This window comes from Vicingus serpentipes (assembly GCF_007993035.1).
Lineage (GTDB): Bacteria > Bacteroidota > Bacteroidia > Flavobacteriales_E > Vicingaceae > Vicingus > Vicingus serpentipes.
Window position 1 is genome coordinate 37,818 of sequence record NZ_VOOS01000005.1, and the last position, 20,004, is coordinate 57,821.

General features: G+C 31.9%; 19 protein-coding genes. 14 read left to right on the forward strand and 5 right to left on the reverse strand.

What is annotated here, in order from left to right:
• Positions 1–25: 25 nt before the first annotated feature.
• The 5 genes from chrA (at position 26) to FRY74_RS12915 (ending at position 6,976) form a co-directional block, all read left to right on the forward strand.
• Positions 26–1,150, forward strand: coding sequence for a chromate efflux transporter (gene chrA / locus FRY74_RS10620; RefSeq protein WP_147101339.1), 1,125 nt, complete (start codon positions 26–28; stop codon positions 1,148–1,150).
• A 114-nt stretch (positions 1,151–1,264) separates the two neighbouring features.
• Positions 1,265–2,044 (forward strand): VHS/ENTH/ANTH domain-containing protein, encoded by a 780-nt coding sequence (locus FRY74_RS10625; RefSeq protein ID WP_147101342.1) that lies wholly within the window; start codon positions 1,265–1,267, stop codon positions 2,042–2,044.
• A 263-nt stretch (positions 2,045–2,307) separates the two neighbouring features.
• Positions 2,308–4,701 (forward strand): DUF5916 domain-containing protein, encoded by a 2,394-nt coding sequence (locus FRY74_RS10630; protein ID WP_147101344.1) that lies wholly within the window; start codon positions 2,308–2,310, stop codon positions 4,699–4,701.
• A 225-nt stretch (positions 4,702–4,926) separates the two neighbouring features.
• Positions 4,927–6,837: a DUF4153 domain-containing protein gene (locus FRY74_RS10635; protein ID WP_147101347.1), complete on the forward strand. Its 1,911-nt coding sequence runs from the start codon at positions 4,927–4,929 to the stop codon at positions 6,835–6,837.
• Positions 6,827–6,976 carry a hypothetical protein gene (locus tag FRY74_RS12915; protein ID WP_170228011.1) on the forward strand — a complete coding sequence of 50 codons (150 nt, stop codon included), beginning with the start codon at positions 6,827–6,829 and terminating at the stop codon, positions 6,974–6,976. Before FRY74_RS10635 ends, FRY74_RS12915 begins: the two co-directional genes overlap by 11 nt.
• Positions 6,977–7,019: 43 nt before the next feature.
• Here FRY74_RS12915 and FRY74_RS10640 read toward each other — a convergent pair whose 3' ends face one another.
• The 4 genes from FRY74_RS10640 to thiL are packed head-to-tail and all read right to left on the reverse strand — an operon-like array spanning position 7,020 to position 11,390.
• Positions 7,020–7,592, reverse strand: coding sequence for a type 1 periplasmic binding fold superfamily protein (locus tag FRY74_RS10640; RefSeq protein ID WP_147101350.1), 573 nt, complete (start codon positions 7,590–7,592; stop codon positions 7,020–7,022).
• 19 nt (positions 7,593–7,611) lie between these two features.
• The gene (locus FRY74_RS10645) at positions 7,612–9,939 is read right to left on the reverse strand and encodes a TonB-dependent receptor (RefSeq protein ID WP_147101353.1); all 2,328 of its coding nucleotides are present in this window, start codon (positions 9,937–9,939) and stop codon (positions 7,612–7,614) included.
• 50 nt (positions 9,940–9,989) lie between these two features.
• Positions 9,990–10,319, reverse strand: coding sequence for a hypothetical protein (locus FRY74_RS10650; RefSeq protein WP_147101356.1), 330 nt, complete (start codon positions 10,317–10,319; stop codon positions 9,990–9,992).
• A gap of 18 nt (positions 10,320–10,337) precedes the next feature.
• Positions 10,338–11,390 (reverse strand): thiamine-phosphate kinase, encoded by a 1,053-nt coding sequence (thiL, locus tag FRY74_RS10655; RefSeq protein WP_147101359.1) that lies wholly within the window; start codon positions 11,388–11,390, stop codon positions 10,338–10,340.
• A gap of 162 nt (positions 11,391–11,552) precedes the next feature.
• On the opposite strand from thiL, the gene FRY74_RS10660 reads away from it, so the two are divergent.
• The 9 genes from FRY74_RS10660 (at position 11,553) to FRY74_RS10700 (ending at position 18,414) form a co-directional block, all read left to right on the forward strand.
• Complete coding sequence (locus FRY74_RS10660; RefSeq protein WP_147101362.1) at positions 11,553–12,152, forward strand: YdcF family protein; 600 nt, start codon at positions 11,553–11,555, stop codon at positions 12,150–12,152.
• Between the two features lie 103 nt (positions 12,153–12,255).
• The gene (locus FRY74_RS10665) at positions 12,256–12,582 is read left to right on the forward strand and encodes a HesB/IscA family protein (RefSeq protein WP_147101364.1); all 327 of its coding nucleotides are present in this window, start codon (positions 12,256–12,258) and stop codon (positions 12,580–12,582) included.
• An 8-nt stretch (positions 12,583–12,590) separates the two neighbouring features.
• Positions 12,591–14,036, forward strand: a complete 1,446-nt coding sequence (sufB, locus tag FRY74_RS10670) for a Fe-S cluster assembly protein SufB (protein WP_147101367.1) — start codon at positions 12,591–12,593, stop codon at positions 14,034–14,036.
• Between the two features lie 18 nt (positions 14,037–14,054).
• Positions 14,055–14,807, forward strand: a complete 753-nt coding sequence (gene sufC / locus FRY74_RS10675) for a Fe-S cluster assembly ATPase SufC (protein ID WP_147101370.1) — start codon at positions 14,055–14,057, stop codon at positions 14,805–14,807.
• A gap of 26 nt (positions 14,808–14,833) precedes the next feature.
• Positions 14,834–16,132, forward strand: coding sequence for a Fe-S cluster assembly protein SufD (gene sufD / locus FRY74_RS10680; protein WP_147101373.1), 1,299 nt, complete (start codon positions 14,834–14,836; stop codon positions 16,130–16,132).
• A gap of 17 nt (positions 16,133–16,149) precedes the next feature.
• The gene (locus tag FRY74_RS10685) at positions 16,150–17,367 is read left to right on the forward strand and encodes a SufS family cysteine desulfurase (RefSeq protein ID WP_170228022.1); all 1,218 of its coding nucleotides are present in this window, start codon (positions 16,150–16,152) and stop codon (positions 17,365–17,367) included.
• Positions 17,367–17,786 (forward strand): SufE family protein, encoded by a 420-nt coding sequence (locus tag FRY74_RS10690; protein WP_147101378.1) that lies wholly within the window; start codon positions 17,367–17,369, stop codon positions 17,784–17,786. Before FRY74_RS10685 ends, FRY74_RS10690 begins: the two co-directional genes overlap by 1 nt.
• A gap of 5 nt (positions 17,787–17,791) precedes the next feature.
• A complete protein-coding gene (locus tag FRY74_RS10695) occupies positions 17,792–18,124 on the forward strand; it encodes an iron-sulfur cluster assembly protein (RefSeq protein ID WP_147101381.1) in 333 nt (110 codons plus the stop codon).
• Positions 18,125–18,171: 47 nt separating this feature from the next.
• Positions 18,172–18,414, forward strand: a complete 243-nt coding sequence (locus FRY74_RS10700) for a PID-CTERM protein-sorting domain-containing protein (protein WP_147101384.1) — start codon at positions 18,172–18,174, stop codon at positions 18,412–18,414.
• A 3-nt stretch (positions 18,415–18,417) separates the two neighbouring features.
• Here the strand turns inward: FRY74_RS10700 and FRY74_RS10705 are convergent, their stop codons facing one another.
• Positions 18,418–19,908, reverse strand: a complete 1,491-nt coding sequence (locus tag FRY74_RS10705) for a fused MFS/spermidine synthase (protein WP_170228012.1) — start codon at positions 19,906–19,908, stop codon at positions 18,418–18,420.
• Positions 19,909–20,004: the final 96 nt, after the last annotated feature.

Genomic DNA, 20,004 nt, shown 5'->3' on the forward strand with positions numbered 1-20,004 from the left:
AATAATTCATCTTTATTTTTGTTCTATGTCAAATCTTAAAGAAATAGCACAAGTATTTTTTAAAATGGGCTGCTTTGCTTTTGGTGGTCCTGCGGTTCATATTGCCATGATGGAAGATGAAATTGTTTCCAAACGAAAATGGATGAACCATGAGCATTTTTTAGATTTAGTTGGTGCAACTAATTTAATTCCAGGCCCAAATTCTACCGAGATGACGATGCATTGCGGACACGACCGTGGAGGTTGGGCAGGCATGTTTGTTGCTGGTATTTGTTTTATTTTTCCTGCTGTATTTATTACTGGTATTTTAGCTTGGTTTTATGTTAGGTTTGGTGAACTCCCAAATGTAAAACCATTTATAAATGGCATTCAGCCAGCAGTAATTGCTATAATTATTCAAGCTGTATTTAAGTTGGGTAAAAAGGCCGTGAAAAATGTAGAACTAGCAATTTTTGGGATTATTGCATTAATCTTAAACTTAATTGGTATTAATGAAATATTGAGTCTTTTAGCTACTGCAATAATAGGCTCTGTTTACTTTTTCATTAAAGACAAAAGCAAAGCTAACAACCTTAATCCTTTAGTAATTTTATTATTACAACCATTAGGTTTAGCCGCAACTAAAATATCTACACTTAGTGTATTCTTGAGTTTCTTTAAAATTGGTGCCATATTATATGGCAGTGGATATGTATTATTTGCTTATTTAGATGCCGAATTTGTAGAAACAGGTATAATGACTCGAACTGCTTTAATGGATGCTGTAGCTGTTGGTCAATTTACTCCTGGTCCTGTGTTGTCTACCGCTACCTTTGTCGGTTTTCAATTAAATGGTTTTTGGGGTGCTATAGCTGCAACTACAGGCATATTCTTACCTTCATTTTTGTTGGTTTTATTGCTGAATCCTTTAATACCAAAAATGAGAAAATCGGCAGTATTAAAACACTTTTTAAACATTATGAGTGTGGGAGCTGTAGCCTTAATGATAGCCGTAATTTTAAAAATGGGTACTACTTCTTTAGTTGACCTTAAAAATTTAGTAATTTTTATTATTAGTATGGTTTTAGTGTTTTTTGTGAAAAAAGTAAATGCTATGCACATTGTATTATTAGGCTCAATATTAGGGTTTGGATTGTCTTTTATTGATTAACTCCTAAAACATTAAGTTTTTACAGAATATTTACATCAATTTACAATTGGTTTACTCTTAAAAATATCTTTAGGATATAGCTTTGTGGCATATTAACCCTTAAAATTAAAAGATATGAAAACGAGTATCGCATTTATTTGTGCTGCATTTATTATGATAGCATTAACATCCTTTGAATATTTTAACCCCATAATTCAATCTTCACAAAAATTCTGTTCTCAAGTATCATTAGAAAACAGAGAAGAGCCAAAGTTGGATTTTTTCTATGGTTATGGATCAAGGTTTTCGGGTATAACAAAAACTGCTATTCTTAAAGCTACTTCAATAACTGATTTTTTTCCAGAAGAACACGTGCAACGAATAATTTCTTATGGTGAAACAAGCCTTGTTATTGTTAAATACGAAAGAGAATCTGACGAAAGAGAATATAGCGTGGGTCCACTACTAAGTGATGCCCAACGAAAGATTTTAGAATCAGCAGATTACTCAACTAACTTTAACATTAGAGCTGTATGTAAACAGCATAACCCAGAAACTGGTATTTTAGAAAATAGCGTTTACAACCCTCACTTTACAATAGTACCAGAAAAGCAAGCAGAATTTACAGAAGGAAAAGAAGTACTAATAAATTACCTAAAAGAAAACAGTACGAAAGAAAAAGCAATTGCTCAATCGAGAGAAAAATTAAGACCTGCTAAAATCTATTTTACAGTAACTAAAGATGGAAAAATTAGTAATGTTAAATTGGGCAATCATTCGGGGTATGAAGTTATTGATGCTAAAATGATGAAATTGATAACCAATATGCCTGGCAATTGGAAACCAGCAGAAAATGAAAAAGGAGAAAAAGTTGATCAAGAATTGGTTGTTTCTTATGGTTTAGAAGGCTGCTAACTTAGTAAAAAAATAAAATTTAATAAGCGTATAATTCTATTAAATATTGAAAGTTGTAATTTACTTGATTAGAATTAATATACTTAGCCGCATCTATAACCCATAATAGTTTCTGATTATACTAACCTAATAGCGTCTTAAAATATCCTCCATTAAAAGTTTAGAGTGTTTACCTTATCTAATTTATTTTTATAATAATATCTTTGCCGCGATCTAAAGATTTTAGCAAGTTGCTCAAGTATTTCAACATATTTTTTCTCTTCATGATCTCCTATTCATCTTGGGGGCAAGTAAAGGAATTTTCCGCTTTAAGAACGAACCAGGAGATTACTATTGATGGTCAAATGTATGAAGAAAACTGGGCAAATGCTCAGGTCGCAACCCACTTCCTTGAACGCAATCCAACAGAAGGTAAACAGCCAAGATTTAAAACAGAAGTGAGAATCCTATTTGACGATAATAACATTTATATTCTAGGATATTGTTATGATGATAATCCGGATAGTGTATTAACTCAACTTGGGGAACGTGATGATGATTTGAATGCTGATATCTTCTCTATATCTTTTGATACTTACAATCAAATGCTAGATGCCTTTACCTTTTCAGTAACTGCATCAGGAGTTCAATCCGATTCCAGAATTTCAGATCCTTCGTTTAATTCTGTTTGGGAAAGCGAAGTAGGAATCGTTGAAGATGGTTGGATTGCAGAAATCAAAATTCCTTACTATTCCCTTCGCTTCCCAAAGGGTGATAAACAAATATGGCGAGCTCAATTCGAAAGAGAAATCCGAAGAAGCCGAACTGAATTACAGTGGTCTCTGGTACCTAAAAATGTTGAAACCGAAATTAATTACTGGGGCAAATTAGTCGGTTTAGACGACATAAAAGACCCTCTTCGACTTTCACTATCTCCTTATCTATCTACATTTACTGAATTCACAAAAGATGAGAGAACCTTTGGTTACGGAGCGGGTGCAGACCTTAAATTGGGGTTGAATGAAAGTTTCACCCTGGACATGACATTACTTCCTGATTTCTCTCAAGTTAGATCAGATAATATCGTTAAAAATCTAGGAGCGTTTGAAGTTGTTTTTGATGAACAACGTCCTTTTTTTCAAGAAGGGGTTGAGCTCTTTAACCGTGGAGATCTTTTCTATTCCAGACGGATTGGTGGTCTTCCTGAACAGTACTTACAGGCATTTGAAAACCTAGACTCCAGCGAAATTGTGATCGAGAACCCAGTTACTTCTAAACTCGTAAATGTAGCAAAAGTCTCTGGAAGAACTAAAAGTGGTTTAGGTATTGGTGTTATGAATGCAATTACTTCGCAGAGTTCAGCTGTAATTGAAAATACTCTCACAGGAGAAACAAGAGAAGTAGAAACGAATCCCTTAGTGAATTACAACATTATTTCATTCGATCAAAACTTAAAAAACAACAGTTCAATTTATTTCATAAACCTTAATACTACAAGAGCTGGTAATTTTATAGATGCTAATGTCTCTTCTTTAGGAGTCAACTTGGTTTCTAAAAAATCAAACTATTCCCTATCAGGGGATATTAAAGTCTCACAGCGAGATACCAACTTACTCAAAAATGTATTTAAAACTAGTGAAAATGATGGCTTAAGCTATCGGATCAATTTAGCAAAAATATCGGGCAACTTTAAATATGGTCTTACCAGTGAGAGTAAATCTCGTAATTTTAACCCAAATGATCTAGGAGTAAATTTCACCCAAAACATACGAACACATTCCATTAATCTTCAATATAATAAATATAATCCTTTTTGGATCCTTAATAGTAGTTATAACTCCTTAACGTTTAGTTTAGAACAGGACTATACCACAAATGAACTGCTAAAGAAAAAATACGATGGAAACTTCTTTTTCATTGATCCAAATTTCAATGCGTTCTTTCTAAGTGTAAGCTCACAAATTGGAGATGGAATAGACTTGTTTGAATCAAGAGTGCCTGGTCAGAAGTTTATTACTCCTGAGTTTTACTACAATGGTATTGGTATATCTACGGATTATAGAAAAAGTTTCGCTTTGGACGCTGAGATTGGTTATGGACAAGGCTACTTCACAGATTATGTGGTCAACAATTATTTTGAAGTTAATCTTGAACCTATTATCCGTGTAAACGATAAATTAACCTTACGCCCATCATCTAACTATTCAGTCTTTTTAAATGGCGCTGGTTTTGCAGGCTATTTTGATAATATACCAAAATATGGTGTGCGGGATGTAAAAACACTAACAAACATAATCCAGGCAAAATACTTGTTCAAGAATAACTTATCTCTAACGCTTAGAATAAGGCATTATTGGTCATATGGGATTTATGACTACTTTGGAGACCTAAATAACGAAGGATATATTATTCGAGATTATTCTTTTAATGGAAATTCTGATTTTAATTTCAATGCGTTTAATAGCGACTTGATATTTGGGTGGCAATTTGCCCCTGGAAGTTTTATAAATATTGTATATAAAAATGCTTTACAATTAGATGAACAAAACATTCAAACCTCATATTTTCAAAACCTCAATTCTGTATTGAGTGAAGGCCAGAGAAATACGATAACAATGAAGGTTGTTTACTTTTTCGATACCGTTTCTTCTTACAAAAAGTTAATCAAAAATCAATAGATTTAGACATAAGTGTTTCTAAGTTATAACTCCAGCCAACTAAAATAAGAACACAATATTTAATGTAACTCGTCGTGAAATAAAATCATTTTTACCTATAATATTTATATCAAGTATTTTAATACTTAAAAATTCATAGGTGTAAAGAAAATCTAAAATAGTTAAAAAATCATAAAACAACACTAATTTGATTTTTAGTAAGTTAGTAGTGTAAAAATTTACATTATGCAATTACCATCAATCAATTACTTGTACCAAAAAGCCAAAAATTCGGCACTTCGGTTTCCGTTAACTTTAATTTCTTCTTTATTAGCTGTAACAATAGGCATCTATTTAGCCGAGCAAGAAGGTGTTATTGGCAATATGTTTCCCTTCATTAATGCCATGCTGTTTTTGGCATTGGGTATTCCATTGTTTTTTTGTCTAAATGTTTTTACCAAAAAATTAGACTTAACTAATCTTCATTCTATTGGGGTTAAAGTAGGAGCAGCTATTATACTCTTTTTGCTTTATTTTACATTACCTAATTCTGAAGAAACTGCCAATACTTCTTTGCCTTACATTCGTTATACCATATACAATATTGCTATTCACTTATTGGTATCGTTTGCTCCTTATTTAAAAGGCAAGCAGCTCAATGGTTTTTGGCAATACAATCGTTTATTGCTTACTCGCTTGGTGTTATCGGCAATCTACTCCGGTTTTCTATATGTAGGCATTGCGTTAGCTTTAGTTTCACTAAACCTTTTGTTTGAAATTAAAATTCACGACAAATTATATTTAGATTTATGGATAGTAATTGTTGGTTTTTTTAATACATGGTTTTTTATAGCTGGTATGCCAACTAATTTTGACGACCTTGAAGAAATTGATGAATATCCTTTTGGTTTAAAAGTATTTTCGCAATACATTTTACTACCATTATTGGTGCTTTATTTGGTTATTTTATACTTGTATGGTGCAAAAATTATTGCACTGTGGGATTGGCCGAAAGGAGTAGTTTCTTGGTTAATTATTGCAGTAGCAGTATTGGGTATTTTTGCTTTTTTACTCATCCATCCTTTTGGGCAAAAGGAAGAAAATTCGTGGATTAAAAAATTCTCCAAAGCTTATTATTTCATTTTACTTCCTTTGGTAATTATGCTTTTTATTGCCATTAGCATGCGCTTGGCCGATTACGGGGTTACAATAAATCGCTACATCGTTTTATTACTTGGGGTTTGGCTAACCATTGTTTGTTTCTATTTTATTATGGGTAAAAACAACATTAAGTTTATTCCAATTTCACTTTGTGTAATGATGTTGTTAATGTCGTTTGGCCCATGGAGTATGTTTAATGTTAGTGAAAACAGTCAAGCTGAACGATTAAAAACTATCTTAACCGAAAACGGGATACTAAAAGATGGCAAAGTGGTAAATGAGCAAACGATTAAAATAGATAGTAATTATTACAGCCAAGATTATGAGTATCCGAATAATAAATTAGTTACCGATTCTTTAAACAATGAAATAAAATCTATCATCGACTATTTAGACGATTACCATGGTTTTAATGGCGTTAAAGACATTTATTCTCAAGATTTTGAATCTCAAATTTTAAATTACAACAATAAAAAAGAACGCTGGAGCAGAATTAACGAAGCCGAAATTTACATGAAAGCTTTGGGATTAGAGTACAAACATACTTATATCGACTACAAGAACGATTACTCTTCATATTCCGTAACTTATAACAACAATTTAGTAGATGTTTCGGGTTATGATTATATGATTAAGTTTAATTATTATGACAGTAAAAGCAGTTATGCGCTTACAACCTTTACAATTGGAGAAGACAAATTTGCGCTTAAAAATAACGAGCATAATTCGTTTAAAATGAACCTCTTTAAAAATGATAAATTGGTTACCGAAATCGATTTTAAAGCAACTCAAGAATATTTGTTTAACAAATTTGGAAAAGGTAATCATTACGATTTAACCCAAAAACAATTGTCATTTTCTGGATTAGCTGAAAATATAGGTTATAAAATTAGCCTCGAAAACATAGCTATTACAACTAGCGATAATAAGTTAAAACTTAACTCAACTAACGGAACTTTATTTTTAAAACTAAACCAAGCAAAAAATGAAGAATAACAAAAACGCAGGAATTTATATTGCCTTGGGAGCAGGAATTGGTGCAGCAATAGGGGTTGCAATAAAAAATATTGCAGTTGGCGTGGGGGTTGGAGTAGCAATTGGTGCAGCTTTAGCTGTGCGTAAGGCAAAAAAATAGGGTGTAATTTTTTAGAATTACACCCTACATGATATTACTATTTTTATTGAATTTTTGTAACAAAGGTTACCTCAACATCTGTATCACCAGGCGAACAAGTTCCATCTTTTACACCTGGTTGATGTTTTAACGATATTGTTGTTTCTCCATTAGCAACATTGCCTGTAAACCATCTCGATTTAATGCCAAGACCATAAGTTCCATCGCTATCAGTTCTTATAATAGATACATTTGTATTTGAAACTGCATAGCAAAATAAATGCTCCGATGCTTCTTCTTCTACCTCTAGAGTTATATCCTCTGCAGGAGAAACTGACTCATTTAATAATTGTACAGTAGCATTATAATAAGTATTGACAACTAAACGAATAGTATCGTGCTGAGTTGGCAAGCTTCCACCTTCTCCATCTGGATCTCTAAACGCATATTGAACAGATGGTTGAACCCCAGCAGTATCTTCAAATGAAATAATCAAACTAGTGATTAATTCTTCTTCATTTACTGGAGGAGTTGTTGGTGAAACTGGACTTGGGCTATCATCATCTTTTTTACATCCAATTAAAAAAGAAATAAATAAAGCCGCTAAAATGATTGTATAATTTGTTTTTGTTTTCATTGTTATAAATTTTATAAGTTTAAAAAGTCATTTTTAATTTGAGAGAATAATTTCTCCCCATTTCGTCTGCGTAATAACGAAACCTGTTAAGGTAATCGCGATAAGCAGTATTTAATAAATTACTGATTTCAAAATCCACTATTATTTTTTGTTGCTTATAGGTTGGCAGGCTAAATCCTGTTTTAAAATTTAACAATCCATATCCTTTTGGAGGAGCTAAATAATCACTATTTGCAGGAACATTGTTTTGGGTTAACACATTTTGAAAACCTACCTCAGCATAAATATCTTTAAAACGCTTAATGCTTTCTAGTTTGTATTCAATAGCATTTTCAAAACGATTAGCAGGCATTCCTACAATTCCTTCTTTAGCTGTAAGGTTATATGCTCTCAAAAAAGAAGCCTTACCTTTCCATGAAAGCGATTTATAAATAGAATACGTAGATTTTAAATCTACTCCTGCAAACGAAGCATTTACCTGCTCATACTTGAATGTTGGAAATGCGCCTCTAATGGTTAATGTTGCTGGCAAAACAGGTTTTAAATATATAAAGTTGTTAATGTAATTATAGTAACCCTCTGCTTGAATCAACCATTTTCCTTTTACATAATCAACTCCCAATATAATATTATGTGCTTTCTCTGCAATCAAATTAGTATCGCCATACTCTACAGCAGCAGCACCATGATGCAAGCCATTGCTATAAAGCTCACTTACATTAGGTGGGCGCCAAGCCATGCCATAATTAATCTTAGCTGTTAGAGTTTCTGTTGGTTTATAAACTGCACCTAAACTTCCTGAAACATTATGGTAAATGTATTCAGGAGTGATATACACTTTTTTCAACCATTTATAAACTTGCTGATAAACGTAATCATACCTTAACCCTGCTTCCAATTCTAATTTGGCATTTTTATTTCTCCATTTTTCAATGATAAAAGCACCGCTTCCATATTTAATAAATGCAGGTATAAACTCTCTTCCGGTATAGGTATTAGCTTGATAAATTCCCGAAACACCCAATTGCGCTTTAAAAGCATTTTTTCGGTTTTGAGACCAAATTAAACTTCCAGTGTGAGTTGTAATCTCAAATTGTAATTCGGGTAAATTTAATGCTGCAATACTATCATTACGAGAAACATGTTTATCATATTCTTGCCTTAAATTATACTGTCTAGCATAAATTAATTCAAGTTTACCTATTTCTCCAGTTGCCAAATAAGATTTTACTTTAAACAGCTCATGTTCAATATGCTGATATGGCCGATTTATATCGTATGTAAAATCTGCAGATTCCAAAGGAACATCAGATTCTATTGCGCGTTGCAAATCAGTTAAATTTCCAATATGTGCAGCAGAAAATATTCCTATATCACTATTGAATTGACTATAAAAAGTTTCTATTCCATACTTCGCTTTTAAATAACCTGTAGCCCAAGAAAAATTGTATTCTTTTAGTCCAGTATTTTTCATGAAGTAATTTGGAGTTGAAACATTACCTGATCGTTTTAAGGTTCCTTGTACCCTCCAGCTTAAGCCATTTAGTTTACCAATATTTCCTTCAAGCATAGCAGAACTTACACCAAGTCTTCCGTTAGTTGCTCCGGCTAAATTTAATTCGCCATTAATTCCTGAAGAATCTCTTAGCTCATTTGGTTCAACCAATACAACTCCAGCAATGGCATTTGCTCCATATCGAATACCTTCTGCTCCCTTAATCACACTTAACTTATTCGCTATATAAGGATCAATCTCTGGAGCATGTTCATTACCCCATTGTTGTCCTTCTTGTCGAATACCATTATTAAGAATTAATATTCTGTCGCTATGCAAACCATGAATTACAGGTTTAGAAATACTATTACCTGTATTCAAAGAAGTAACACCTGTTAATTCTTTTAAACTTTCGCCTAAAGATTTTCCTCTTGATTGATTTAATTCTTTAATAGAAAGTTCTTTTCTGTCAACAGTTTGCTCTTCAACATATGCTTGCTCAACAAAAGCAAATTGCTTAAGCTCTTCAGCATGATGTTCGGTATAAAAATTTTGTTTTGTATCTCCAGTTATTGCAATGTTTATTGTAACAGGTTCGCAACCAACATGACTAACTGTAACTTCATATTTTCCGGCACATAAATTATGAATTACATAATTACCATTAGTGTCAGAAACAGCACCTTTCTCGAGTTCTTTAATGTAAACATTAGCAAACATTAAAATTGATTTATCGTGATTATCAATTGTTTTACCCGAAAGTGAAAAATTACAGTTGCTTTTGTCTTGTGCAAAAGAAGTAAACCCCAATAACAATATTACAATAACAGAAAACAACTTATTGCTAAGCATGTTATTTGTTTTAGTAAACTAATTTGTTTGTTATTTAAATAATAGTGGATTTACACAAATTGAGGAGGTCCTCTCAAAGAGAGGGTATTAAAATAAGTGTTTTGATTAGTTGAGACATAAAAGAATACTGATTCTTTATCAACTTCAAAAAGTTGATGATTGAAAGAGCTAGTAAAAAAGTGATTTAAAGATGCAGAAAAATTAAAACTACAAATTAAATCAACCTCATTTAATTCTGTACCGTGGAAGTGTTGAGTTGTTTTAGCAGAACACTCTATTTCATGGTGATGAAAAAATAACTCGTGTACAGTCTTACCAACAACAACATTCGTAATTGTTAAGACAAGTAAAAAACTAATTATATTTTTAAACACTTTCACTAATACAAAGTTAATACTTTATTGTTTTGAAATAGCATCCCAACCTTGAGCGACTAATTTATGTACTACTTCTGCTTTATCTACAATTTGGTAAGCACCTTCAACCCCAGTAATATGACCAATAACAGCAACTCGCTTACTATCTTTAATTTTGTTGTAATCATCTAAAGCAATTGTAAAGAGCAATTCATAATCTTCTCCTCCATTTAGTGCACAAACAGTAGGGTCAAGATTCATTTCAGCTGCAAGATTAACAACAGTAAAATCAATCGGAATTTTATTTTCATAAATGGTACATCCTACTTTAGATTGTTTACAGATGTGAGTTAAATCAGAAGATAATCCATCAGAAACATCAATCATAGCTGTTGGTTGAATCCCCAACTCTTTAAACATATCTATTACATCTTTTCTTGGCTCAGGCTTAAGTTGACGCTCTAAAACATAATCATGTCCATCAAAATCAGGCTGAACTGTTGGTGCTTCATTATAAACTTTCTTTTCTCTTTCTAATAATTGAAGCCCCATAAAAGCTCCTCCTAAATCTCCAGAAACACAAATTAAATCGTTTTCTTTTGCTCCTTTTCGAGTAACAACTTCTTTTTTATCTGCTTCACCTATAGCTGTTATGCTGATTATCAATCCAGACAACGAAGATGTTGTATCTCCACCAATTAAATCAACTCCATAAATTTCACAAGCTAACAACATCCCTTCATATAGTTCTTCAAGCGCCTCAACAGAAATGCGATTAGAGACAGCCAGCGACACTGTAATCTGTGTTGGAGTTCCGTTCATTGCATAAATATCAGATAGGTTTACCACAACAGCTTTGTACCCTAAATGCTTAAAAGGAGTATACAACAAATCAAAATGAACACCTTCTACTAACATATCGGTAGTTACTAATGTTTGTTTACTCTTAAATTCTAAAACAGCAGCATCATCACCAACACCTAATTTTGATGATTTGTTTTGTAATTTTATATTTTCTGTTAAATGGTTAATTAAGCCAAACTCACCAAGAGTGCTTATATCATTTACAGGATTTGGATTTTTATCTTCTAACATAATGCAAAGTTATGAAAAGAATAAATTGTTTACATTAGATTTATTAAATCACTTAAAAACATATTATCCTATTTAATAAGTCCACTAAAATGGAGTCTAATTAGTTTTGGTGTAATTTTTATAACCATTATAATCCTTTCTTTTACTTCAATTCCTTTTTGGATGTATTTTTATTTGGGTCAATCTGACACGAAACTTGATACTGACCCCGCATACATTGTTGTAATGAGCGGTGGTGGAATACCTAGCGAATCGGGGTTAATGAGAACTTATATGACTGCAGAAGTAGCCCATAAATTTAAAACTGCTAAAATTATTGTTACCATGCCTGGCGACTATACCGACACCTTATCTTCTTCTTATTTAATGAAAAAAGAATTAGTAATAAGAGGTATAGATGAAAATCGAATTATATTTGAAAACAGAGGAACAAATACTCGTTCTCAAGCTTTAGAAGTTGGTAAATTAATGGATAAAAAACTGCCTACACTTTTGGTTACTTCTCCCGAACATATGTATAGATCGTTAAAATCTTTTCAAAAAATTGGCTTTACCAAAATTAGCGGGCAAGCCGCCTTTTCACATCCTGTAGAAGCTTCTTTTTTATTCGAAGACAACGAATTAGGAGGAAACAACATGATTCCTAACATTGGCAACAATACTCAACTCCGTTACCAATTCTGGAGTCATTTAAACTATCAGATAATAGTTTACCGCGAATATGTTGCTATTGCTTTTTATAAAATAAAAGGCTGGTTATAACAACCCTTATCTTCTTTTTTTAAAAAAAAATCAATTTACTTGGTTCACTACCTCTTTTTAGGTACATTTGCATTAATTTAGAATCAATCTAAATAAGATAAAAATGATAACAGTTTCAGAAAACGCAAAAAACCAAGCCATTAAATTAATGTCTGAAGATGGCTCACCTAAAGATAGTTTCATCCGTGTTGGTGTTAAAGGTGGCGGATGTTCAGGTCTAGTTTACGACTTAACTTTCGATCATGTAATTAATGAAGATGACAAAGTATTTGAAGACAATGGCGTAAAAATAGTTTGCGACAAAAAAAGTATTCTATACTTAGCCGGAACAGAATTAGACTTTTCGGGAGGATTAAATGGTAAAGGCTTTTTATTTAAAAACCCTAACGCAAATAGAACTTGCGGTTGTGGTGAAAGTTTTTCTTTATAAAAAAGATTATGGCAGGATATACAGAGGAAGATTTAGAAAAGGATTTAGAGAATCAAGAATATAAATATGGTTTTACTTCTAATATTGAATCAGAGGTAATTCCTAAAGGTTTAAATGAAGATGTTATTCGATTAATTTCTTCAAAAAAAGAGGAGCCACAATGGCTTTTAGATTATAGACTTAAAGCATTCGCTTTATGGCAAAACATGACCGAAAAGCATTGGGCTCATGTAAAATACCCTAAAGTGGATTTTCAAGACTTGTCTTATTATTCCGCTCCAAAAAAGAAAGAAAATGTTAATTGGGAGGATGTTGATCCAGAAATGAAAGCAACAATGGATAAGCTTGGTATTTCTATGGATGAACAAAAAGCTTTAAGTGGTGTTGCCGTTGATTTTGTATTTGATTCGGTTTCTGTAAAAACTTCTTTTCAAGATAAATTACATGATTTAGGAATTATTTTCTGTTCATTTAGTGAGGCAGTTAAAAATCATCCCGAATTGGTAAAACAATATATGGGAACAGTTGTACCTGCAACAGATAATTTTTATGCAGCATTAAATGCAGCCGTTTTTTCAGATGGGTCTTTCTGTTATATTCCTAAGGGAGTAAGATGCCCTATGGAACTTTCAACTTATTTTAGAATTAATGAAGCTAGTACCGGACAATTTGAAAGAACACTTTTAATTGCAGACGAAGGCAGCTATGTAAGTTATTTAGAAGGTTGTACTGCTCCCCAAAGAGATGAAAACCAACTACACGCGGCTGTTGTTGAGCTAATTGCTTTAGACAATGCTGAAATAAAATATTCAACTGTACAAAACTGGTATCCAGGAGATAAAGAAGGTAAAGGTGGAATATACAATTTTGTAACTAAAAGAGGAATTTGCCATAATAATTCAAAAATTTCATGGACCCAAGTTGAAACTGGCTCTGCTGTTACATGGAAATATCCTTCTTGTATTTTAAAAGGTGATAATTCAATTGGGGAATTCTATTCTGTTGCTGTAACTAATAATTACCAGCAAGCAGATACAGGAACCAAAATGATTCATTTAGGTAAAAACACAAAAAGTACAATTATATCTAAAGGAATTTCTGCTGGATTCAGCAACAACTCTTATAGAGGGTTAGTTCAGATAAACAAGAACGCAACTAACGCTAGAAACTTTACTCAATGTGACTCTTTATTAATGGGAGATAAATGTGGCGCTCACACCTTCCCTTATATAGAAGCAAAAAATAGTTCCGCAAAAATTGAGCACGAGGCAACAACTTCAAAAATTGGGGAAGACCAAATATTTTATTGCAATCAAAGAGGTATAGATACTGAAAAAGCAATCAATTTAATTGTAAATGGATATTGTAAAGAAGTATTGAACAAGCTTCCAATGGAATTTGCAGTAGAAGCACAAAAATTATTAGAAATTAGTTTAGAAGGTTCTGTAGGATAGAACATTAAAAATAAAGAGATGTTAAGTATAAAAAATTTACACGCGAGTATAAACGACAAAGAAATTCTTAAAGGAATTAATTTAGAAATTAAAGCAGGAGAAGTTCATGCTATAATGGGACCAAATGGTTCTGGTAAAAGTACTTTGTCGTCTGTATTAGCCGGAAGAGAAGATTATGAAGTAACTCAAGGTGAAGTTAATTTTGATGGAAAAGATTTATTAGAATTAAATCCCGAAGATAGAGCTAGAGAAGGTTTATTCCTTGCTTTTCAGTATCCAATAGAAATACCTGGGGTTAGTAATATCAATTTCTTAAAAACTGCTATAAGCGAAAAACGAGAATATCTTGGCCAAGAACCTGCTACAGCTAAAGAATTTTTAGCTATGGTTAAAGAAAAATCGGCTTTAGTAGAATTAGATGCTAAATTAGCTTCTCGTTCTGTTAACGAAGGTTTCTCAGGTGGTGAAAAGAAAAGAAATGAGATATTTCAAATGGCAATGCTTGAGCCTAAATTGGCAATCTTAGATGAAACAGATTCTGGTTTAGATATTGACGCTTTAAGAATTGTTGCTAATGGTGTAAATTTATTAAAATCACCAAAAAACGCTACAGTTGTTATTACACACTACCAAAGACTTTTAGACTATATAGTGCCTGATTTTGTACACGTATTATACAATGGTAGAATTGTGAAATCTGGAACTAAAGAGTTAGCTCTTGAATTAGAAGAAAAAGGATATGATTGGATTAAAGAAGAAGTGAACGCTTAATCTTTAAAGTAAACTAACCCACTAGAATGACAACACAAGAACTCACAAAAAAAGATATTTTATTAGAAAATCTAAGCCAATTAGACTTTTCTAACGAACCCCAATTTGCTAAAGAATTAAGAGCAAAATCTAAATTAGCCATAGCTAAACTAGACTTTCCTTCTTCAAAAACCGAGTATTGGAAATATACAAGAGTTGGAAAAATCATCAACAAAAACTACAACATTCAAAGAGAAGTATCTACAAATAATCTTGACATTTCAAGTTTTTTGATCCCAAATTTAGATGCTAACATTGTAGTAATTGAAAATGGTTTTTACCGTGAAGATTTAGCAAAAGTTGAAAATGAAAATGGCGTTAAAATAATTTCTATAAAAAACTCTATTGCTAATTCTGATGAATTTGTAAAAGACCATTTAGGAAGTTTGGCTAAAGTTGAAAATGAAATATTTGTTGCGTTAAACTCATTTTCATTCACAGATGGTGTCTACATAGGTTTAGATAAAAATATTATTGCATCCAAACCAATACATATTATAAACATTGTTACAGAAAGCAGTTTACACACTAACACTAGAACAATTGTAAAAGCTCATGATGGAGCTTCTGTTAAAATTATAGAAACATTTGTAAAGCTAAATGCTGAAAATAGTTTCTCAAACAGTGTTGCTGAGTTTTTCTTGAATCCAAATTCTAAAATAGAATATAACAAAATTCAAGATAAAGAAGATAATAATTACCATATAGCTACCGAACAAGCTTACCAAAGAGCAGACAGTACATTTACAATTAACACAGCAATTTTTAATGGCGCTATAGTTAGAAATAACTTAAACATTGAAGTGAATGCAAGTAATTGCGAAACTAATCTTAACGGCTTGTATTTAGGAAAAAATCAAGACCATATCGACAACCATACTGTTGTAGATCATATGAAACCTCATTGTAATTCTAACGAAGTTTATAAAGGTGTGTTGGATGATGAATCTATTGGGGTATTTAACGGTAAGGTTTTCGTTCGTCAAGACGCTCAAATAACAAATGCTTTTCAGCAAAACAACAACATTTTATTATCAGATAACGCAAGTGTAAACTCTAAACCAGAGTTAGAAATATATGCCGATGATGTAAAATGTAGTCATGGTTCTACAACTGGGCAAATAGATGATGAAGCTATTTTTTATTTACAATCTAGAGGAATTAGCAGAAGAAGTGCTTTAAACTTAATGATTAACGCTTTTGCTAAAGATGCATTAGAAAAAATAACATTAGAGCCATTACAAATCTATATTGATCAAAAAATAGAAGAACGATTCGCAAAATAATGCCTACACAAACCGAAATACTTAACATTAAAAAAATTAGGGCTGACTTTCCAATTTTAGCTAGAGAGGTTAATGGAAAACCATTGGTTTATTTTGATAATGGAGCAACTTCTCAGAAGCCTCAACAAGTAATTGATGTAATTGACAAATACTATACTTTTCAAAACAGTAATATACACAGAGGCATCCATACGCTTAGTCAAGAAGCTACAGATGCTTACGAGAAAGCAAGAATCACTGTTCAAAATTTTATTAATGCAAAACATGAGCACGAAGTAATTTTTACTTCCGGAACTACTGGAAGTATTAATTTAGTAGCATCAAGCTTTGCAAAAAAACACCTTAACAAAGGCGACGAGATTATCATCTCAACAATGGAGCATCATTCAAACATTGTTCCTTGGCAAATGGTATGTGAAGATTACGGAGCAATTTTAAAAGTTGTGCCAATAAACGACAAAGGAGAATTTTTGTTTGAGGAATTTGAAAAATTACTTTCAGATAAAACCAAATTAGTTGCTGTAACACATGTTTCTAATACTTTAGGCACAATAAATCCTGTTAAAGAAATTATTAAAAAAGCAAAAGCAATTGGTGCTTTTACATTAATAGATGGAGCGCAAGCTGTTCCTCATAAAAAAGTAGATGTACAAGAGTTAGATTGTGATTTTTATGTTTTTTCAGGACATAAAATGCTGGGACCAACTGGAGTTGGGATTCTATATGGTAAAGAAGCCATATTAAACAGCCTCCCTCCTTACCAAGGTGGTGGCGATATGATTAAAACTGTTACTTTCGAAAAAACGACCTACAACGAATTGCCACATAAATTTGAAGCTGGCACACCCAATATTGTTGGTGGTATAGCATTAGCTGCTGCTATTGACTATATGAACAACATCGGCATCCATAATATTGAAGCTTATGAGCATGAGTTATTGACCTATGCTACAGAAAAAATAAAACAAATAGAAGGTTTACGAATAATTGGGGAAGCTAAACAAAAAGCAAGTGTTTTATCATTTGTGGTTGATGGAACACATCCATCTGACATCGGAATGATAATAGATAAATTAGGAGTAGCAATTAGAACAGGTCATCACTGTACAGAGCCTTTAATGAACAGGTTAAATGTACCTGGAACCGCAAGAGCTTCTTTTGCTTTTTATAATACAACCGAAGAAATTGATATCTTCATTGAAGGGCTGAAAAGAGCTATTAAAATGCTAGTTTAATGACAATAAAAGAAATACAAGAAGAAATAGTTGATGAATTTGCTTTGTTTGATGAGTGGATGGATAAGTATGAACATATCATTGAATTAGGGAAGGATTTACCAATTATTGAAGAAAAATACAAAACAGAAGACAATTTGATTAAAGGTTGTCAATCAAGAGTATGGTTACATGCAGAATTAAATGATGGAAAAATCATTTTTACTGCAGATAGTGATGCAATTATTACAAAAGGGATAATTGCTTTAATGATAAGAGTTTTCTCTAACCATACACCTAAAGAAATTGCAGAATCTGATTTGTTTTTTATAGATCAAATTGGTTTAAAAGAACATTTATCACCTACCAGAAGTAATGGATTATTGTCAATGGTTAAACAGATAAAAATATACTCAATCGCTTTTCAAGCTAAAGCTTAAGTAAGATGGAAGAACATAATAAAGAATTGTCAAAAAAAGATGTTGAAGAGTTAGTTATTGAAACTCTAAAAACTATTTATGACCCTGAAATTCCTGTTGATATCTACGAAATGGGATTGATTTATGAAATTAAAATAGATGATGAATTTAATGTTCAAATTGATATGACATTAACATCTCCATCTTGTCCTGTAGCAGAAAGTTTACCTGAAGAAGTTCGACAAAAAGTAGATGATATGTGGAGCGTAAAATCTGCAAAAGTTGAATTAGTTTGGGAACCAACTTGGGGAAAAGAAATGATGAGTGAAGAGGCGCTATTAGAATTAGGTATGATGTAAACTTTTTTACTAATTTTGAGCCTCATTGATTTTAACCTTTTGACTCTTTGAAAAAAACATTATTATACCTTTCGTTTATCTTTTTAAGTTACCTTTCTTATGCAGCAGCAGGAGGTAATGGAAATGGCATGGGGGCTCCTGGAGGAGGAAATGGCATGGGTAATAATGGTATGGGACCAAACAGTGGAGTACCAATAGATGGTGGTATTGGTTTTTTAATTGCTGGAGGATTATTGTATGGAGCTAAAAAAACATACGATTTAAGAAAAGATGAAAACCAAAAGCATTAGGCGCTAATTAGTAGTTTGATTATTATTAATAGCCGAAATTCTCCAATCAAGTCCCGCTAAGCCATTTAACATTTCAAAAGCTGGGTATTCATCTGTTAGTACTTGAGCTTTAGAAATATCTATTTTACTCATATCAAGAAACTCTTCATTTTTTTCAACTTTATTTAATGACGAAATAAATAACAAGTTTCTGTTATTAACATCAATAGAAGTTGGCCAAACTTCTGTACTTAAATTTGCATCAATAAGCGTTTTATAAATTGACTGTAATCCAACACCTTTCTTTCCTTCAATATAATTATAACTATTAATCAAAACGTGGCCATCTTTATTAAGAATCTTTTTAACCTCAACTAGGCTTTCTTTTGTTATAATATGACTTGGTGTTTCTTCACCTCTAAACGTATCAAATATAATTACATCATATTTATTTTTTGAAAGCTTTATAAAATGTCTAGCATCATCAACAGTTACATTAATTGTTTCCGGTAAATCAAAATAAGTTTTAGCAACATAATTTATTCTTTTATCTAATTCACAAACCTCAACATTATATCCATTTTCAAATAAACTTTTAGCAAGACTTCCTCCCCCTAAACCAAGCAAAAGCACACTCTTATTTTTTAAATTTAATGATGAGATATAATCTGTTAGCTTTGGAACGTAAGTAAAATATTTTTCTGAATTTTCATCTAGGGTGATGCTTCTATTTTCTTTAGTTTGAGAGATTCCATTTACATAAAGCCACCTAACTTTTTCTGAATTATTACCGGCTTTATTGAAATTATTACTAGAATAATCATAAACAGAAATTTGCCCTAATATTCCTTCACTTTGATAAATTAAATCTACACCCTCTCTTGGTTGATTAAAGTCAAAAATCAATTGATATAAAGAAATAATAATACCAATTACAAAAGGGAGTGTATCGCTATATCTTTTTCTTTTAATCAACATTATTAAAGGGAGTATTCCTAAGGTGGCTCCTGAAATAATTGCAGGCATTGTTAATCCATAAACTGGAATAACATAGAACCCAAAAGCCAAAGTAGATATAATACCCCCAAAAGTAGATATCGCGTATACAGTACCAGCAGAATTACCAGATTCATTAGTGTTTTTAGAAATTATTTTTATAATAATAGGTGAAACCATACCCATTAAAAAAACAGGAGGAAATAAAACAATAAAAGTAGAGCAAAAAACAGCTGGAAGTAAAGAGTAAAACCCAATAATATTCAATGCTACTTTTGACGTAAAAGGCATCAACATTGTAAATAAAGACCCTATTAATAATATCTTATATAAATTCAACTCTTGCTTTTCTCTGAGGGAAATTTTTCCACCAAAAAAGTATCCAAAAGCTAATCCGCCAAGTGTAATAGCCATAACAGAAGACCAAACATATAATGAAGAACCAAAAAAAGGTGCTAGCATTTTAGCTCCTAAAAGCTCTGTCCCCATCACAACAAGCCCTTCAATGAAAGAAAGCAACAGAAAAAATTTAACAGAATTATTACCCATATCGATGTAAAGATAATAAAATGACACTCATTTTAATTGTCAAAAAACATGAATACACCAATAAAA

Excerpts from the sequence above, each read along its gene's own strand:
- thiL (WP_147101359.1), bottom strand. The coding sequence starts at position 11,390 with ATGTTAGAAGATAAAAATCCAAATCCTGTAAATGATATAAGCACTCTT.
- chrA (WP_147101339.1), top strand. The coding sequence starts at position 26 with ATGTCAAATCTTAAAGAAATAGCACAAGTATTTTTTAAAATGGGCTGC.
- sufC (WP_147101370.1), top strand. The coding sequence starts at position 14,055 with ATGTTAAGTATAAAAAATTTACACGCGAGTATAAACGACAAAGAAATT.
- FRY74_RS10660 (WP_147101362.1), top strand. The coding sequence starts at position 11,553 with ATGTATTTTTATTTGGGTCAATCTGACACGAAACTTGATACTGACCCC.
- FRY74_RS10640 (WP_147101350.1), bottom strand. The coding sequence starts at position 7,592 with ATGAAAACAAAAACAAATTATACAATCATTTTAGCGGCTTTATTTATT.
- FRY74_RS10645 (WP_147101353.1), bottom strand. The coding sequence starts at position 9,939 with ATGCTTAGCAATAAGTTGTTTTCTGTTATTGTAATATTGTTATTGGGG.
- sufD (WP_147101373.1), top strand. The coding sequence starts at position 14,834 with ATGACAACACAAGAACTCACAAAAAAAGATATTTTATTAGAAAATCTA.
- FRY74_RS10635 (WP_147101347.1), top strand. The coding sequence starts at position 4,927 with ATGCAATTACCATCAATCAATTACTTGTACCAAAAAGCCAAAAATTCG.
- FRY74_RS12915 (WP_170228011.1), top strand. The coding sequence starts at position 6,827 with ATGAAGAATAACAAAAACGCAGGAATTTATATTGCCTTGGGAGCAGGA.
- FRY74_RS10690 (WP_147101378.1), top strand. The coding sequence starts at position 17,367 with ATGACAATAAAAGAAATACAAGAAGAAATAGTTGATGAATTTGCTTTG.
- FRY74_RS10665 (WP_147101364.1), top strand. The coding sequence starts at position 12,256 with ATGATAACAGTTTCAGAAAACGCAAAAAACCAAGCCATTAAATTAATG.
- sufB (WP_147101367.1), top strand. The coding sequence starts at position 12,591 with ATGGCAGGATATACAGAGGAAGATTTAGAAAAGGATTTAGAGAATCAA.
- FRY74_RS10630 (WP_147101344.1), top strand. The coding sequence starts at position 2,308 with ATGATCTCCTATTCATCTTGGGGGCAAGTAAAGGAATTTTCCGCTTTA.
- FRY74_RS10695 (WP_147101381.1), top strand. The coding sequence starts at position 17,792 with ATGGAAGAACATAATAAAGAATTGTCAAAAAAAGATGTTGAAGAGTTA.
- FRY74_RS10625 (WP_147101342.1), top strand. The coding sequence starts at position 1,265 with ATGAAAACGAGTATCGCATTTATTTGTGCTGCATTTATTATGATAGCA.